This is a genomic window from Lentihominibacter faecis (assembly GCF_014306095.1).
Classification (GTDB): domain Bacteria; phylum Bacillota; class Clostridia; order Peptostreptococcales; family Anaerovoracaceae; genus Lentihominibacter; species Lentihominibacter faecis.
On sequence record NZ_JACRWC010000103.1, the window covers coordinates 24,831 to 38,911 of the forward strand.

Genomic DNA, 14,081 nt, shown 5'->3' on the forward strand with positions numbered 1-14,081 from the left:
TCTCCTTTCACACTACTACTTGATCTTCATCGATCCTGCAACTACCATCTTCATTACTTCAGATGTACCTTCATAGATCTCTGTGATCTTAGCATCTCTCAGTGCTCTTTCTACAGGATATTCACGGCAGTATCCATATCCACCCATCAGCTGTACAGCTTCACGGCAAACCTGGTTAGCTACATCGGAAGCGAACAGCTTAGCCATAGCAGCTTCTGGTCCGTAGTTACCACCTTCATCCTTAGTCTTAGCAGCTCTCCAAGTCATGAGTCTTGCTGCATCGATCTTAGTCTGCATATCAGCCAGTTTGAACTGAGTAGTCTGGAATGCTGCGATCGGTCTTCCGAACTGCTTTCTTTCCTTAACGTATGCCAGTGCTTCGTTCAGAGCACCCTGAGCCAGACCTACGGACTGAGCAGCGATACCGATACGTCCGCCGTCCAGAGCCTTCATAGCGATCTTGAAGCCCTGTCCTTCTTTGCCTAAACGGTTAGCAGCCGGTACTCTTACGTTTTCATAGGATACTTCGCAGTTGGATGCTGCTCTGATACCCATTCTTCTGATGTTGTCACTTACAGTAACGCCTTCAGCTCTGCTTCCATCTTCGTTCTTGAGAGGAACTACAAATGCGGAGATACCCTTCGTTCCCAGGCTCTTGTCTGTCAGTGCGAATACTACACACAGATCAGCAAAACCGGAGTTTGTTGTGAAGATCTTTCCTCCGTTGATGATATATTCGTCAGTTGCTTCATCATATACAGCCTGAGTCTGCTGTCCAGCAGCGTCAGATCCTGCATTTGGTTCTGTCAGACCGTAGCATCCAGTCTTGGATCCGTCGATCAGCGGTCTTAAGAACTTTTCTTTCTGTTCCTTAGTACCGAATCCATCGATACAGGAGCAGCACAGGGATGTGTGTACGGAAATCGTGATACCAGTACTTCCGTCAATCTTGGATACTTCTTCCATGCAGAGTGCATAGCTGAGGTAGTCTCCACCTACGCCGCCGAACTCTCTGGAGTAAGGGATACCCATCAGTCCGTACTTATGCATCTTTGCAAGAAGCTCCTGGTCGTACACTTCTGTTTCGTCCATTTCTTCTGCGATCGGCTTAATTTCGGTCTCTGCGAATTTCCGGTACATTTCCTGCTGAAGCAAATGTGTCTTTGATAATTTGAAGTCCATTATTTATCCTCCTAAACTTTTTACTAACCATTTAATTGATCACTTCTGACTATAACCTTAAAGTTTAGCATAACGCTCTCTAATTTCCCTAAATGCCCTACAGGTAGAATATAGCATACTAAAATACGTTTTGCAACCATTTTGTTAACCACTTAACAAAATATAAGGTTGTTTTAATTTACTGACAATTCGCTAGATTTCAACGTTTCTGCCTATTCGCCTATTTCAGCTCCTCCCAAAGCTCACGCACCGTCTTTCCAAGCCCCGGATGATAAGCCCACGGAGCTATCTGCAGCAGGGGATCCAGCACAAAGCTCCGCTTGTGCATCTCAGGGTGCGGTAACGTGAGAGTTTGAGAGTTCCAGATCATCTCATCATAAAGAATAATATCCAGATCCAAAGTTCGCGGCCCCCACCGGATAGTTCGCTTCCGATCCGCCAAACCCTCTATTTCATGCAGTTTTTCCAGAAGCGCCTCCGGCTGCAGCCTGGTCTCCATCAGAAGCGCGCTGTTGAGAAAATCATCCTGTTCCACGCCTCCGTAAGGTTCCGTCTCGATATAATCCGCAACTGTAACGATGCGGCAACCATCCAGATCATCCATTGCTTTCACCGCATCATCCAGGTACTTCTTCTTATCTCCCATATTGGAACCTAACGCTATGAAGGCTTGATGCCATCCTCGTGAGATCTCCACCGACACAGACTCCAGAGGCAGCCCGATAGGTGCCCACGGCTTTTCGATTTCCAGATCGATCCGCTTCACCAGCGGGAAACGATCCAGCACAGCAGCCGCCGTATGCTCTGCAAGACTTTCCAGGAGTTTGAAAGTTCGACCTTCGGCAAACTCCCTGATAAAATGACACACCTCTCCGTAATTCACCGAATCCTCGAGCTCATCGCTGACGCCAGCCTTTGCAGTATCAAGATACAGCACAGCTGAAAATACGAATTTCTGCCCCAGCACATTTTCTTCCTTATATACACCGTGCTTTGCAAACACGTCCAGCTTCTTTATCTTTATGTTATCCATACATTCCACCTGTCAACCCTTTCCCGTTAAACTTACCGATCCACGTTATCACTCTTTAAGATCGCTTCCGTCATCTGAATGACCCGTTTGTTTTCCCTGATATCATGCACACGCACAAAACTACAGCCTTTCATAACGCCAACAACCGTCGTTGCCAGCGTGCCTTCCACCCGCTGATCCACCGGCAGATCCAGGCTCAGCCCGATCATGGACTTTCTGGACGTTCCCAGCAGCACCGGACATCCCAGTGCCTTTAAAAGATCCACATGCTTTGTGATCTGCAGGTTCTGTTCCAGCGATTTCGCAAATCCAACGCCTGGATCCAGCAAAATCTTGCCTGGCGCCACGCCGGCATCATCGGCCAGTGCCAGGCACTCCTTCATATCCGATATGACATCCTGCAAAAAATCTCCATAGACCGCTTCCTTCCTGTTGTGCATCAGGCAGCATGCCGCATCATAACGCGCTGTCACCTCTGCCATTTTAGGATCGTACTTGAATCCCCAAATATCATTTACGAGATCCGCCCCCGCCTGCAAAGCTGCCTCAGCAACGGAGCTCTTGTACGTGTCTATGGATACCGGTACATCGTAATTTTTCTTGACTGCCTCGATCACCGGAACGACTCTGGCGATTTCCTCCTCATCGGTGATCTGCTGATGTCCCGGTCTTGTAGACTCGCCTCCCACGTCGATCACATCCGCCCCTTCCTCGATCATCTGTCCCGCATGGCTCAGAGCCGCATCCAGCTGATCGAACCTGCCGCCATCCGAAAAGGAATCCGGTGTTACATTCAGTATCCCCATGATATAACAATGATTGTCTGTGTCAAAATTACGATTTCCGATCTTCATGTTTCTTCTGTTTCCTTCCTTATAATATGATCTCCATGTTTTTTTCTTCTTCACTCCATTTGCAGCTTTCTGCCGCGTCGCAGCAAAAGCAAAGTCTCGACATTTTATCCGCCCGGTAAAGATAATCGCCCAGCGAACCCTTTGCAGTATTCTCCGGATCGCCCGCCGCTGGCGCCTCAGCCGGTTTCGCCGCACCATGGCCTCTATGCTGTAGGATCGCTTCTTTTATCAGGCTTCGTTCTTCTGCTGCAAAGCCGCAATCTGTCAGGATCTGTTCTGCAAGACAAGCGCTCGCTTCCTCATGAGGTATTCCTTCTGCGATCTGCCTGTATCTTCCCAGATCATGGAGGAGAGCCGCCCCGTAGATCAATTCCCGCGAGATCTCCGCTCCATCCTGCAGCACCATGATGTAACAGATCCGCGCCACGTCCAGAAAGTGCTCCATTGTATGATTGCAGTAGATCCGCTCCTGCTCCGCTTTTTGCAGCGCAGAGAACTCCTGCTGATAAAGAGGGTGCGTAACTATCTGACGCACCCTGATGTTTTCTTCTCTATTCATGTTTCTATCCTTTATTGACCATCTGCAGAAAAGTCTGCTGCAGCATCATATCTTCTGCAAAGGCTCCACGCACGATGGTTGTTACCGTTTTTGTTCCAGGCTTCTGTACGCCCCGCATGGTCATGCACATATGCTCCGCCTCCAGCAGGACCATGACGCCTTTCGGCTCCAGATGCTGTTCCAGAGCATCCGCGATCTGCGCCGTCATGTTTTCCTGGATCTGCGGTCTGCGAGCAAAGACTTCCACAGTCCGCGCGATCTTACTCAGTCCTGCCACTTTGTCGCCGGGAATGTAAGCCACGTGTGCTTTGCCATAAAACGGCAGCAGATGATGTTCACAAACAGAATAAAAAGTAATATCTTTCTCTAATACCATGTTGTTGCTCGTCGCATGGAATTTCTTCTCAAAATGCTCCGCAGCATCCTGCTCAAGTCCTCCAAATATTTCTTCACACATACGCGCGATCCGGTCAGGCGTATCCATGAGTCCTTCTCGCTCCGGATCTTCTCCGATCCCTTCCAGGATCAGTTTTGCACCTTGTTTGATTTTTTCTAAGTCCATATTTCTCAGTTCTCCTGTAATCCAATCTTCTACGATTCAACAGTATACCATTCTGCAGGAAAATATTCCATACTTCACGGCAAGATAATCGGTTAAAATCCTGTTTTTCCCTTGTAAAACTCTGTCTTCAGGGATATACTTTTACTGTTCGGCTGCAGTCTTTGCAGTACAAAAAGAAAAGAAAGGAAGCATTTTATGTCATCCATAAGCAAGAAACAACAAGCGATCATCTACATTATCTGCTCGGCATTTTTCTTCGCCCTGATGAATATGTTCGTCCGCATGTCCGGCGATCTGCCGTCCATCCAGAAAAGTTTCTTTCGAAATCTGGTCGCTTTCTTTTTTGCATTGATCATCCTGCTCCGTTCCAAAGAAGGATTTTCCTTTCAGAAGAAAAATCTGCCTGCCTTTATTGGCAGATCATTTTTCGGCACGCTGGGTATTCTCTGCAATTTCTATGCGGTGGATCATTTAGTGCTCTCCGATGCTTCCATTTTAAATAAATTATCACCGTTTTTTGCGATCCTGTTTTCCTATTTCATCTTAAAGGAAAAACTGACCCTGGTACAGGGGTCAGCAGTTGCCGCGGCATTCTGTGGTGCGATCCTGGTGGTAAAACCCGGTTTTGCAGGGGCGAATGTGCTGATCCCGTCCCTCGTAGGCGTTACCGGGGGCATGTGTGCAGGTCTGGCTTATACGCTGGTGCGGGTGCTGGGACAGCGGGGCGAACGAGGCCCGTTTATCGTCCTGTTCTTTTCGGCCTTTTCCTGCCTCATCACACTGCCGTATCTGATCTTTGATTTTCATCCCATGACTGCCGGGCAGTTCTTCACGCTTCTATTAGCGGGGCTTTCTGCCGCCGGCGGCCAGTTTACCATCACCGCAGCCTACACCCGTGCTCCCGCCCGCGAAGTTTCAGTCTTCGACTACACACAGATCGTCTTCGCCGCAGGACTAGGCTTCCTCTTTTTCGGCCAGCTCCCCGATATCCTCAGTGTCATCGGTTACTGCATCATCTCCGGTGTTGCGATCTGGATGTTCCTCTACAACCTTCGCAAGGATCACCATCTGCAGCAATAGTTGATTGTCTTACTTCTTCGGGATCTTGATATTGTTTCTGTGGCGGATCTGGTTCTTTCGCGCATACTCTTTCAGAAAAGAACTGATCTCCAGATTCGTCCGCTCGATCTCTCCTTTAAGCTCCGATGCCGAAAGCCTGAAAGCACCATTTCCCAAAGCAATTATCTGCTCCTGTCTATCCGATGTGGCCACTCTCACACGGTATTTTCCGTTCATTTCATAAGTCAGCCGCTCTATATAAGTATCGGCAGTCTCGCCTTCTTTCGTAAACACCACATCGACAGACCCGTGCTTTTCCTGACGTCGCTCGCCACCCTTTATTTTATAAGCATCGAATACGATGATAACCTTGCATCTTCGATAACCCTGGTAATTGGAAAGGATCTCTATCAAAGCAGTCCGCGCCGCGTCCATACTGGTCTTCGCCAGCGATTTCAGCTCTTCCCATGCAAAAATAATATTATACCCGTCCACCACCAGATATTCCTTCTGGATCTCCGCCGACTTGGTTTTTTGATATCCCTGCTCCCCTTCTATGACACGCGGTCCGATGGATCCCTGCGTTCGTTTCTGCAAAGGTGCCTCCGGCATTCCTGCAAAATCTTCTACCCCTATGGATCTGCTGTTTTCCTCAGGCCGTCCCATCGTTTTGTTTTGATCGGGAAGCACGCTCCGGTCCAGTATGATATGTACGTGATCATCCACCTGATCCCATGGCACAAGGTATCCTGCACCGTGACTGCAGAAAACAGAATCCGCCGTGTTTTCTGTATCTTCATCCACACGGTATCCTGTCTCTTCCATAACTTTCTCCGCATCGTGGCACGGCTCATATCCTGCCACACTGCAGCTGAGGTGTCCATAGCCTCTCGTATAGGAGTTCACTTCGGCCATATAACCTTTCATTTCAGATACAGGTGCTTTTCCTGCGATCAGGGATAGATCACCTCTCGTCTGAGGCAATTCAAAAGAGCCTCCCATTCTCTGGATATCCGCCATTGCTCTGCCCGTCATATCCTGTGGTACTTCCAGCTCAAAATCGTACCAGGGTTCCAGCAAAATGCTCTGCGTCTTTCTAAGACCCTGCCGTACTGCCCTGTAAGTTGCCTGCCGGAAGTCTCCGCCCTCCGTATGTTTCAAATGAGCACGCCCTGCCAGCAGTGTGATCTTCACATCGGTTAGAGGAGAACCTGTAAGAACTCCCGGGAAATCTCTTTCGGCCAGATGTGTCAGGATCAATCGCTGCCAGTTGCGATCCAGCAAATCTTCTCTGCATGCGGTATCCAGCACGACACCGCTTCCGGGATCACCCGGTTCCAGCAGCAGATGAACCTCTGCATAATGACGGAGCGGTTCGAAATGTCCTGCACCGATCACCGGTTTGGCAATGGTTTCACGATACGCCACCTTGCCTTCTCCAAATTCCAGTTCCAAATCGAACCTCTGCCGGATCATCTCTTTTAAAATCTCCAGCTGCACTTCTCCCATGAGCTGGATCTGGATCTCTTCTGTCTGGCTGTTCCATGCTATGTGAAGCTGTGGATCCTCTTCTTCCAGCTGTTTTAGCTGCTGCAGCGTGCGATGTACATCTGCTCCGTCCGGCAGCAGTACACCGTAACTCATGGCAGGCTCCAGCACGAAACGATTCTCACTTTCTTCCACGCCAAGGCCTTGCCCTGCGTGGGTGTGTTCCAGTCCTGCCACAGCACAGACTGTGCCGGCTTCCGCTTTCTGCACCGTTTGATATTTTCCTCCGGAATAGATCCTTATCTGGTTCACTTTTTCCCCAGATGCTCCGGGAGCATCTGACAGATCCAAAGTTTCTTTTACAGAAAGTGTTCCACCGGTGATTTTCATATGCGTCAGCCTCATCCCCTGCGGATCACGGGTGATCTTATAGATCCGTACTCCGAACTGCTGCGGATAAGAAGGCTCCTCTGTAAACTGCACGATCCCATCCAGGAATCCTTCCACCCCGCTCATACGTAAAGCCGATCCAAAATAGCAAGGGAATATCTTTCTGTTAGAAATACTGTTTCTTATACTTGGCACAGAAATATGACCTGTTTCCAGATATTCTTCCAGCAAACCCTCCTCGCACATAGCAGCCTGCTCTTCTTCCGGATCCTCGAAATCAAGGCAGCCCGCGCTTAGTGAACTTTGCAGTTCCTCTAAGATCTGCGCACGGTCAGCTCCTTCCAGATCCATCTTATTGATAAAAAGAAATACAGGTATCTCGTATTTCTGCAAAAGTTTCCACAGTGTCACGGTATGCCCCTGTACACCTTCCCTTCCGCTGATGACCAGCACGGCGTAGTCCAGCACTTGTAGCGTTCTCTCCATTTCCGCAGAAAAATCCACATGCCCCGGGGTGTCAAGCAGCATCAGCTTCGTATCTTTGTACGTCATTTCTGCCTGCTTGGAAAAAATGGTGATCCCTCGATCACGCTCCTGTATATCGGTATCTAAAAATGCATTTTTATGATCCACCCGTCCCAGGTTCCGGATCGCTCCCGTCTGATAGAGCATCGCTTCGGACAGTGTGGTCTTGCCCGCATCTACGTGGGCTAAAATTCCAATTACGATATTTTTCATTATAGGTTAACCTCTCTTATCAAGATTGTACATGATTTCTGCACGAAAACATCCCAGGCATAAGAAAAACTCTGAAACACCTTGCGGCATCCCAGAGTTTTCTCTCGCTTTTGTACTGTTTCTTCTCATTATTTTTCAATAGGTCGTTCACATACTCCAAAAAAATCCTATAAACATGCCGAAGCAAACGAGCACCACCATGACTGCAAGGAACAAGGTCGCATGCAGATAACGTTCTGAATATTCCATATGGTTCTCATACTCTTCTTTAGGTTCTGTTTTCTTTTTTCTGGACATTTTAAAACACTCCTTTTTTAGTACAAACGTTTGAATCCGTTCTCTATTTTAGGTCACCCCTAAATGATCGGATAGGTTTGAAGTGTGGAATATACCCTGTTACCGTAATGTACGCTTTTTTTCGACAAAACTAGTGTTTTTCCGTTCAAAAAAACACCTCACACAACCACCCTTACTATGTCTATTGGTGAAAAAAAGGAGGTTTTCTAACATGAAGAAAACAATACTCGCCACACTGATCATTTCGATCTTTTTCGCTTTCACCTGTACGGCGTCGGCCACCACATCAGGAGGACAGGCTGCTGCAAAATCCACTCCGGCATCCACTGACACGGTGAGCCTGTCGAATGATACCGTGATGCCAGCATCCGGCTCTGGAATTACAATGGTATTTAAACGTACTTCATCTAGTCAAGCTAAAGCACAAGCTCTAGCAAATCGCGCAGGGGCATCTTCTATTACATCCACTATCACTTTACAGAAAAAATCCGGCGGTAGTTATAAAAAAGTTACATCGGCATCAAAAACAGTCCATGATGATCAGATCAACCATATCAAATATTTCTCTATAGCCTCTTCTGGAACTTATAGAATCAAGGTTACGATCTCTTACAAAGAAGATGGCGTTACAAGAGGAAACACATATTACAAATCTATGAGTTAACTCCACAAAAAAGTCCGACTAAAGCTTCGTCGGACTTTTCATTTGTTTTATCTATTTTGTCATTCTTTTTCCTATTTCAATCAATTGATCTTTTTCAGAGCTCCCTGAAATATCTATATTACACGTTTCAGTATAAACAGACACCCATGGTTCACCAGACACAGAGTCCTCAGTAACAAAAATTTTTCGATCACTCATTTCAATTAATTCCCCATCTTCTGGCCATTGATTGCTGCGTTCTGAATCCATAGAATAGTATAATAAAATCTTAATTATTCTATCTTCACTATTGTATGCATAATCACACAGATAATCTCCCGAATAGTACTTTTCAATTTTCAACTGCTCCAACTCATACCCCTCCGGTATATAAGTCGGCACATACAATCCTGGCAAAAATTCTTTCGCTTTCTTTAATTCCTTTTCTCCCAAACGGTCAAACGTCATAAACTCTTCCACATCCGATTCTTCCGTTTCTTCTTCGGAATCGGTAAAAAGACCGGTCACACCCTGATACAATCTGTGAAGGATACCTTTGTCGCCATATGATTCGGTGGAATCTCTTCCCAGCATGATGATATTCGTACAAAGCAGGAAGATGATGAGAACTGCCGCGACCTTGGCAAACCGGCTGAAGCGACGCCTTTTCTCCTCTTTCGAAGACATAAAGCCTTCTTCTCTGGCCGCATCGTTTTCTTCGGTCGGTTCATATGGCTGTTCATCCAGAAATGACAGATCGAATTCCGGGATCTTCTCCTCTGGCGTCTCTCGTTTCAAATACGCCTTCTCCAGCTCCTCCCCCAGCTTCTTGTGAACTTCTTCGTAAGATCTTTTGCAGTCCTTACTCATCGGAGCCTCCTTCCTCAAGACTCAAGCAGGAATTCCGCAGCTTCCGGATCCCACGAGAATACAGCGAGCGTACCGTACTGTACTCCATCCCCTTCATATTCGCAATTTCCTTCAGTGAAAACTGCAGGATCAAATGCATCTTGATCACACTCTTATATTTTTCATCCATCTGCTCCAGAAGCTCAGTGATCTGAGCTCCGGTTTCCTTTTTCACGATCGAATCTAAAACATCCTGCTCGTAGCACAGAAGATCATCCTCCCCGATATATTCGCAAGCAGGTTCCCAGATCTCCATAGCTGGAGATTCTTCTTTTTTTCTAATATGTGTACGGGATTCATTCCGAAGGATCCCCTTTAACCACGCCCAGCTTTTATTCTGATCTTTCAACGTGTCCAGACCTTTCCACGCATGTTCCAAAACACCCTGCGCTATTTCCTCAACAATATCAGGATCACCAAACATACTCCACAGAATACGGTACACATCCTTCCTGTGACTGTAAATGTGATCCATATAAAATTGTCGCTTTTCTTCGTTATTCATGGATTGACTCATCATTTAAATTATATTACAGCTCGGTTTTGATTTCAAATATTTCTTCATAGCTGGCGTGAAAAATCTCCTTGAGTGCCAGCAGAACGCTGACTCTGATATGATGCGATCCACCTTCGATCTGAGCATAGATTTCTCTGGAGACATAAAGACCCCGCAATTCCAGCTTGGCAGCCACTTCAGCCTGGGTCATACTCGCTCTTCTCCGAAGTTTCTTGAGATTGACCCCTATATTCACATCCTGCACGATACGCTGCTCCATTCCGTTCCGTCTCCTTCTATGATAATAATTGATTTTATCGGAAAGAGCGCCATCGTTTGTTATGAATTCGTTACAATCATTGCAATCAGTGACAAATTTCGCGCCTTTTTTCTTTTTTATGTAAAAATCGAGTCATTCGGTCGTTCCATGTATTTCCAGTAAATAACGGTACAATCAAGAAATCAAAAGCTTGCAATTCCTCAGCGCTTTCGGTAAACTGTGAGTAAATGTAAAAAGGAGGGGGACCATGAAACAAAATCACAAAACCTTTTTAACAAGAAAACGGTGGATCGGTCTGATCGTTCTGATCCTGGCAACTATTTTCACTGCAATATATGCCTGCAAAACCAACATCGATCCTGCACCGGCTACCATTGCAGGTTCCTTTGGATCTATAGCTGCTCTGCTGTTGATTTCCTACATACTAAAAGTACGGGATGATCTTTTCTTCTGCGGATTGCTGTTCGTATATTTTGCATCCCCTGTAGGATCAGTGCTTAATCTTTATCGCAGTGTAGATCTCTATGATAAAGTCGTACACTTCTTCAGTGGTCTCCTGCTGGCGAGCCTGGGGGCAATGATCATGTCCGTGCTTCTAAAACATGCCGTTCAGACCATAAAAAAAACAAAGGTATACCTGTTTGCTGAGGCAACCTTTGCATTTTTCTTTTCCTCTGCCTTCGCAGGGATCTGGGAAATTTTCGAATTCACTGCAGACCGGCTTGCTGGAGGAGATATGCAGCGAGGCATGGTCGATACCGTGACGGATATCATCGCCGGCAATCTCGGTGCGCTCACTTATTTTCTGATTTTTACCGTACTGATCCTGGCAGGAAAAGCACGCATTGATGACAAACTGCTTAACTGATGCTCTTTGCAGAAAAATTTGCAAAAAATGATGGGGCTATCGCATTAACAACGATTTCAGATCGTTAGGACGGCGTCCCTTTTTTCTAAAAGAAAATTCATTCTTTTTTAGGTCCTTTGCAATACGATTCAACGATTCCATGTGCCCCTTGGAAAGTCTGCTGAAATGGAGCCCGTCAGCATTCATCCTAACTGCTTCGTAATCCAAGATTAACGATGAAACGCCCTCTAATTCATGCTCCTTACAAAGGCGTTCATCCTTATTTTGAGATATTGCGATTTTAGGATGAAAAACCTCCTAAAGATTTCCATTTTTTCATCCTGACTCGCGCCAGATATATCACTGGATCAAAAAACGATCCCCGCGTCAAACGCGGGGTTTTCTCTCTACAAAAAACGAGATTCCGAAGGGAGACACTTCGTAAGGAAGTTATCTTCCTTGGGCTTTTGTAATCAGTCAGAATGATTGGATTGTAGGTGAAAATCAATCATATCTGAATAAATAAAATCTTTATTTCCTGTATTATACGGCGGATCTATGTAGATAAGGTCGATTTTGCCCTTATGCGTTTTTTCTAACAGCTTCAATGAAGCAAGATTATCACCCTCTATAAGAAAATTCATCTGACCGCCGTTGTCGATGAAAAAGTCTTTGCCTTCGGTCAATACAGGGGTATGTGTGTCCAATACCTCATCAATTTCCTCACGATGCTCCTCAAACACAAGACCATATTTCTTGCCGTTTACATTTTTCTCAAGGTCGGAAAGAGTAAGAGAGTAGATTGCCCGTGTTCTCGTCCTGTGGTGCAGCAGAAATAAAGGTGCGGATTTCTTTGATTTTATTCAGCAAGTCCTCACGCTTTTGTTTTGATATATTCGTGCTCATTTCTACTCCTCCGTATTTTTCTGCTCCCTTATATCCACTCGCCATTATTGGCAGACCATTTTGGGGTAAATTCTTTGCCCCCGACCGCCGCTGTAAACGGTTTTGTCAGGAAAACTTTTATTGTTTTCAGCACGGTACTGTAATCATCGGTTTTGATGCCAATTTTACGGACAAACGCTTTCCATTTCTTCTGCATTGCTTCATCATTATCAAACCTCATAACCTGTTCAAACTGTTCAATCGTAAAGCTATGTCCACGGTTTTCAAATGTCTTTTTCAGTGCTTCTGTCAGCGTTGCACCGTCAAAATCAAATTTATTAGCAAGATAATAAATATCGTAATAGTCTTTCATGCGGCTAGAAAATTCCATCAGGCTAAGGATTGCGTCAATTTTCTCAGCAACAGTCGTTTCAATGGAATAAGTATTAACTGTGGGTGCAACAAAATCATCAAGCTGAGTGGGAATTTTTCTTTTTTCCTGCTTCGGCACAATAACATCGCCAACACCAAAATCAATGCCAAACGGTGTGCGTGTGTTTTTTATACGAGCAACTATTGATACACCTATACCAGCATATTTCTTCGCAACGGCAATAGGTGCAACATCCTTTATCTCAAAGGCAACAAAATCATTGCCAGTATGAACTGCAATAATTTCCTCAAGTATACCCCTTAACTGTTCCGGTGTATTGGGTATTTTCCGAAGCAAAAAATCTACATCAACCGTTACTCGGCTATCAAAGTCAGTAAGGGAATAGAGGAACAAGCCGCCTTTCAGCACGAGGTTTTCAGCATACTTAGACTTTTCCAAACGGCGCAAAAATTCCTCTTGGCAAAAGAGTTGCAAGCAGAGCTGATAGCTTCTGCCACTTTCAGCAGCTTTGTTTTTGAGCCGTGCCAGCACGGACGCAGCTATATCAGCCATTAAGCAGCACCTCCATTACATTCATAACCTTTGTATAAAGCTTCATTTCCTTTGCGTATTTAGACAAATTTGCAAGGTTCTTTTTTTCATCAGCAGCATAGGCATTGACAGCCTTATTAAAAATTTCGTTGTCAAGTTTTGTGCGGTACTTAAAACAATCGCATATTGTTCGTTCACGATCATATACAGGCAATATTACACCGTTAAAATTGCTTATGGACTTACCTATATCTAAAAATTCCTTTTGAATATAGTAAGCTTTCATCGGAAATTCTTCAATGTTCTTTACTGCACGGGACGCTGTTCTCGGCACAGCAATCGACCATTCACGGGGAGAAAAATCACTATATCCGTGGTGAAACAAAGCGGACTCCACACAAATAATTCCCTGCGGAAGAAGCTCCCGTATGAGCTGTTCTTCTGTAATACTTTTACTTTGGGGGAGCTGATAAAATCCTCTGCGAATTCTTTCAATGACTCCTTCTTTACAAAAAGCCGCTACCTCGTATTTATTTATCCCGTTAGCGGCAAAATCTGAAGTTTTTGCAATGCCGCCGTTATTTTCAATTACCGTTTTTAAAATTTCTTTTTTACTCAAGCAGACACCAACTTTCCACACGCAAAAAATAAATAATGTACGCAATTGTTATACCATATGATTTCGTAAATTGCAACAACTATATGCATATATTGTTTAACATTTGTACGCTGAAAGTTATTGCAAGAATTGATTAAGATTTATCTTTCCAAGACTAAATCCTAAATTTAATAGTATGTCTCGATTTTTAGAGAATTATTCAAAACTTTTCTCAAAAGTATTGGCAAACATATGTTCCGTAATTTATAATAAAAAAATAATTGAATATAAAATGAAACTCGATTTAAGAAATGCCAGCGGTAGCTGATAATTGAC

At 45.2% G+C, this 14,081-nt stretch carries 15 protein-coding genes; 3 read left to right on the top strand and 12 right to left on the bottom strand.

Annotation, left to right across the window (positions count from 1 at the left end; translation table 11 throughout):
- Positions 1 to 15 precede the first annotated feature (15 nt).
- From H8876_RS08140 to folE, 5 genes are all read right to left on the bottom strand, one after another.
- Positions 16 to 1,182, bottom strand: a complete 1,167-nt coding sequence (locus tag H8876_RS08140; RefSeq protein ID WP_177265419.1) for an acyl-CoA dehydrogenase family protein — start codon at positions 1,180 to 1,182, stop codon at positions 16 to 18.
- A 220-nt stretch (positions 1,183 to 1,402) separates the two neighbouring features.
- The gene (gene folK / locus H8876_RS08145; RefSeq protein ID WP_177265418.1) at positions 1,403 to 2,215 is read right to left on the bottom strand and encodes a 2-amino-4-hydroxy-6-hydroxymethyldihydropteridine diphosphokinase; all 813 of its coding nucleotides are present in this window, start codon (positions 2,213 to 2,215) and stop codon (positions 1,403 to 1,405) included.
- A 32-nt stretch (positions 2,216 to 2,247) separates the two neighbouring features.
- Complete coding sequence (gene folP, locus H8876_RS08150) at positions 2,248 to 3,069, bottom strand: dihydropteroate synthase (protein WP_249287328.1); 822 nt, start codon at positions 3,067 to 3,069, stop codon at positions 2,248 to 2,250.
- A gap of 19 nt (positions 3,070 to 3,088) precedes the next feature.
- Complete coding sequence (locus H8876_RS08155; RefSeq protein WP_249287329.1) at positions 3,089 to 3,628, bottom strand: HD domain-containing protein; 540 nt, start codon at positions 3,626 to 3,628, stop codon at positions 3,089 to 3,091.
- A 4-nt stretch (positions 3,629 to 3,632) separates the two neighbouring features.
- Positions 3,633 to 4,190, bottom strand: coding sequence for a GTP cyclohydrolase I FolE (gene folE, locus H8876_RS08160; protein WP_249287330.1), 558 nt, complete (start codon positions 4,188 to 4,190; stop codon positions 3,633 to 3,635).
- A gap of 195 nt (positions 4,191 to 4,385) precedes the next feature.
- On the opposite strand from folE, the gene H8876_RS08165 reads away from it, so the two are divergent.
- On the top strand, positions 4,386 to 5,270 hold the full coding sequence (locus H8876_RS08165; RefSeq protein WP_283241789.1) for a DMT family transporter: 885 nt from the start codon (positions 4,386 to 4,388) through the stop codon (positions 5,268 to 5,270).
- A 9-nt stretch (positions 5,271 to 5,279) separates the two neighbouring features.
- Here H8876_RS08165 and H8876_RS08170 read toward each other — a convergent pair whose 3' ends face one another.
- Positions 5,280 to 7,865 carry a translation factor GTPase family protein gene (locus H8876_RS08170; protein ID WP_249287331.1) on the bottom strand — a complete coding sequence of 862 codons (2,586 nt, stop codon included), beginning with the start codon at positions 7,863 to 7,865 and terminating at the stop codon, positions 5,280 to 5,282.
- A 508-nt stretch (positions 7,866 to 8,373) separates the two neighbouring features.
- Here H8876_RS08170 and H8876_RS08175 point away from each other — a divergent pair.
- Positions 8,374 to 8,826 carry a hypothetical protein gene (locus H8876_RS08175; RefSeq protein WP_249287332.1) on the top strand — a complete coding sequence of 151 codons (453 nt, stop codon included), beginning with the start codon at positions 8,374 to 8,376 and terminating at the stop codon, positions 8,824 to 8,826.
- Between the two features lie 51 nt (positions 8,827 to 8,877).
- On the opposite strand, the gene H8876_RS08180 is transcribed toward H8876_RS08175, so the two are convergent.
- The 3 genes from H8876_RS08180 to H8876_RS08190 are packed head-to-tail and all read right to left on the bottom strand — an operon-like array spanning position 8,878 to position 10,490.
- A complete protein-coding gene (locus H8876_RS08180; RefSeq protein ID WP_249287333.1) occupies positions 8,878 to 9,675 on the bottom strand; it encodes a hypothetical protein in 798 nt (265 codons plus the stop codon).
- On the bottom strand, positions 9,668 to 10,219 hold the full coding sequence (locus tag H8876_RS08185) for an RNA polymerase sigma factor (protein WP_249287334.1): 552 nt from the start codon (positions 10,217 to 10,219) through the stop codon (positions 9,668 to 9,670). Before H8876_RS08185 ends, H8876_RS08180 begins: the two co-directional genes overlap by 8 nt.
- A gap of 25 nt (positions 10,220 to 10,244) precedes the next feature.
- Positions 10,245 to 10,490, bottom strand: a complete 246-nt coding sequence (locus tag H8876_RS08190) for a helix-turn-helix transcriptional regulator (protein WP_249287335.1) — start codon at positions 10,488 to 10,490, stop codon at positions 10,245 to 10,247.
- Positions 10,491 to 10,737: 247 nt separating this feature from the next.
- Here H8876_RS08190 and H8876_RS08195 point away from each other — a divergent pair, with 247 nt between their 5' ends.
- A complete protein-coding gene (locus H8876_RS08195) occupies positions 10,738 to 11,358 on the top strand; it encodes a DUF2238 domain-containing protein (RefSeq protein ID WP_249287336.1) in 621 nt (206 codons plus the stop codon).
- Between the two features lie 452 nt (positions 11,359 to 11,810).
- On the opposite strand, the gene H8876_RS08200 is transcribed toward H8876_RS08195, so the two are convergent.
- The 3 genes from H8876_RS08200 to H8876_RS08210 all read right to left on the bottom strand — a co-directional run bounded on the left by H8876_RS08200 (position 11,811) and on the right by H8876_RS08210 (position 13,766).
- Positions 11,811 to 12,080: a hypothetical protein gene (locus H8876_RS08200; protein WP_249287341.1), complete on the bottom strand. Its 270-nt coding sequence runs from the start codon at positions 12,078 to 12,080 to the stop codon at positions 11,811 to 11,813.
- Between the two features lie 191 nt (positions 12,081 to 12,271).
- The gene (locus H8876_RS08205) at positions 12,272 to 13,168 is read right to left on the bottom strand and encodes a nucleotidyl transferase AbiEii/AbiGii toxin family protein (protein ID WP_249287337.1); all 897 of its coding nucleotides are present in this window, start codon (positions 13,166 to 13,168) and stop codon (positions 12,272 to 12,274) included.
- Positions 13,161 to 13,766, bottom strand: a complete 606-nt coding sequence (locus H8876_RS08210) for a type IV toxin-antitoxin system AbiEi family antitoxin domain-containing protein (RefSeq protein ID WP_249287338.1) — start codon at positions 13,764 to 13,766, stop codon at positions 13,161 to 13,163. The genes H8876_RS08205 and H8876_RS08210 overlap by 8 nt, the downstream gene beginning before the upstream one ends.
- Positions 13,767 to 14,081: the final 315 nt, after the last annotated feature.